We start from the raw sequence: 2,992 nt of genomic DNA on the forward strand, positions 1-2,992 counted from the left end.
TTGGGGGTGGCCGACCCCCCATGTGGGTGTTTTTCTGCTGGGTGCCGGGGTGATGGAATTAAACTTCCGACGCTAAGAAGAAGGAATCACGGCTGGGTTGTCCTTGGTTGGGGTTGCGTCGTCCCGTTCATCCGTCCGATCGGTTGTGTGCCGTTACCGGGTGCGCGGAAGTTTTTCTCGCAGTGCGGGGTGGGCCAAATGGCCAACAGCAGTATCGACCGCCGGAATTTCCTGGGTTTCGGGACGGCGGCAGGTCAGCGCGCGGCCGCGGTGCCTTCCGCGCCGGGTGTGCTCGATGTCTATATCAACGAGGGTTTCCTGCCGATGGTGGACGGGTCCCTGGTCTATCACCGCGGTTTCGGTGACCGTCCGGCGGCGGCCAATGACCCGGAGGCGGCGCTGCGGCTGGCCCCGCATGTCTTCACCGCAACCGGCCAGGTCGTGGCCAGCCGGCATTATCCGCTGGAGGCGGCTTTGCCGCCGCACGGGCGGCCCCTGCCTTTGGGTCCGGATCCGGAGAGCGCGCACCATTACCTGGTCCGGCGGGCGTACTGGGCCAGTTTCTTCCCGCCCCGGACCCTGATTGCCGAGACCGGCTCCACTATCCGGCTGCGGGTGCACAACACCCTGGCCCAGCCGCACCAGCTGGTCTTCCATGATGTGGGTCCCGGCGGCAATGAGCTGGAGCCGCGCGGTGTGGACGTGGGCACCGGGCCGATTGCCCCGGGGGCGGTCGGGGAGGTGGTGCTGGACGCCCCGGAGCCGGGCACCTACATTTTTTCGGATCCGGGCAACGAACCGGTCGAACGGGTGCTGGGGCTGCACGGTGCGCTGGTGGTGATCGATCCGGCCGATGCGTGGCGGCTGGCGCCGGGCCGGCTGGAGTTCGAGCGGCAGTGGCTGTGGATCTGCCACGATATCGTGCCCGAGTGGGCCGCGGTCGCGTCCCGGGGCGGCACGGTGGACCCGGACGCCCAACCGGCCTATGTCCGCTACTTCACCCTGAACAACTACGCGGGTTTCCAGTCCCTGGCGGTGAGCACCGACAAGGAGCTGAACGAGCGCCGGCACGAGGACACCCTCCCGTCCGGTTTTCCCCGGCAGGGTGATGTCCGGGATCTGAGTGCCTCCCGGTTCCCGGGCACGGTGCGTACCGGGCAGATGATCCGGATGGTCAATACCGGGATCGTGGACCACCAGCTGCACTTCCACGGCAACCATGTCTGGGTGGTGCGGGCCAACGGGTTCGACTTCCCGCGCGGGCCCGGATTCGTCCATCCCGCCGGCCGGCCGGTGCTGCAGCGGTGGGAGGATACGGTCTTTGTCAATCCGATGGAGCGCAAGGAGGCCCTGCTGCCGTGCCGGCGTCCGCCGGAAGTGACCGATGCGGTCTGGGAGGCGCGGACGAAGGACTGGAAGTACCCGATGCACTGCCACGCCGAGCCGTCCCAGACGGCCGCCGGGGGCCTGTATCCGGGCGGGCTGGTCGCGGACTGGGTCCTGGCCGCGCACCCGGAGCCGGAGGAACACGGGCTCTATCCCAGCCAGGTGGACTTCGCGGCCAACCAGCCGCATGAGGGCAGCCCGGAAACGGAGTTTCCGCAGCGGCCGGATGTGTCCCTGGAGTTTGATTTCTTCAACCGGAAGCTGGAATTTCCGGACGGCTCCGAACACGAGGTGTGGAGCTTCGAGGCCGCCGACGCCGGCCGGGCGCTGCCCGGAACCCTGATGCGGGCCACCGAGGGCCAGATCGTCCACGGAACGATCAAGCCCAGCAAGAACGTGCATACCATCCACTGGCACGGCATCGAACCGGACCCGCGCAATGACGGGGTCGGCCACACCTCCTTCGAGGTGTCCGGCCATTACACCTACCAGTGGCGCCCGGAGATCGGTATCGCCGGCAGCCCGAACGAGGGCACCGCGGGCACGTACTTCTACCACTGCCACGTCAACACGCCGCTGCACGTGCAGTACGGGATGTTCGGCCCGATCATCATTGACCCCCCCAACCACGATGACGTGACGCTTCCCGGGGCGCGGCGGTCGTTTGTGGACGGGCCCGAATACGACATTGCCACCGAAACCCTGATCGGGCCCTACTCGCTGGATTCGCGCTGGCACGACCTGCACCACGCCGCCGGGCTCTCCGGTGAGGATGCCGGCCTGAACCGGTTCGAGGCGGACCATTTCTACCTGCTCGGCGGCGTTATTCCGGAACGGCCGGCCGGTGAGCATGTCTGGAGCATCTCCGAAATGCGGGCCAATGTGGACGGCAACGGCCGCGCCCCCACCCTGGTCCGGTTCTTCAATGTGGATTACTTCCCCACCCTGATCCGCTTTACCGATGCGGCCGGGGCTCCGGTGCCGATGGCCGAGATCATTTCCCAGGACGGGCGCCCGCTGCGCAATACCGCCAATCCGGCCGGGCCGGCCCTTCCGGTAGGGGCAACGGGCAACCGGCTGATGACCAGCACCATTGCCTCCGGAGCGGCGGAGAAGTACGACGTCCTGCTCCGCCCGCCGGCCCCGGGCCGCTACCAGATCCATGTGGACTTTTTGACCTGGCGTCCGCGGGCCGTGAGGGCCACCCGCACCGTTACCGTCACCGCCGCATAAGAGCACCAACCCACCATCCACCCCGGCGGGCTGAAGGGGCCCGGCCCGCCGGGGGCCAGACATCCATAAAGGGGATGACCATCCAATGACCGTGCACAACCCGGGCACAGCACCGGGGGCAGTACCGGGGACCTCCTGGGAACTGAAAACCCCCGCGATCACGCGGCGCACCTTCACCGTTGCGGCCGGAACGGCCGCCCTGGCGGCCGCGACCGCCTACGCCATGACCTCCACCGGAGCACGCACCGCACCCCTGACGGCACCGGCGTCCTTCGCAGCGGTGCGGATCATCCGCGCCGGACGCTCCCCGCGGTTCACCGCGGCCGGGTCCCCCGTGTTCAGCAGAACCCCCGGGGCAGCGGACTTCAGCCGG

At 68.1% G+C, this 2,992-nt stretch carries 2 protein-coding genes; both read left to right on the forward strand.

Going from position 1 to position 2,992, the window contains the following annotated elements; translation table 11 throughout:
- Positions 1–198 precede the first annotated feature (198 nt).
- A complete protein-coding gene (locus AC5RWU_RS24005) occupies positions 199–2,619 on the forward strand; it encodes a multicopper oxidase domain-containing protein (protein ID WP_493986680.1) in 2,421 nt (806 codons plus the stop codon).
- A gap of 85 nt (positions 2,620–2,704) precedes the next feature.
- A partial coding sequence (locus AC5RWU_RS24010; protein ID WP_493986681.1) for a hypothetical protein occupies positions 2,705–2,992 on the forward strand: 288 nt, incomplete at its 3' end.

This window comes from Arthrobacter sp. B0427-1-12, assembly GCF_059092905.1.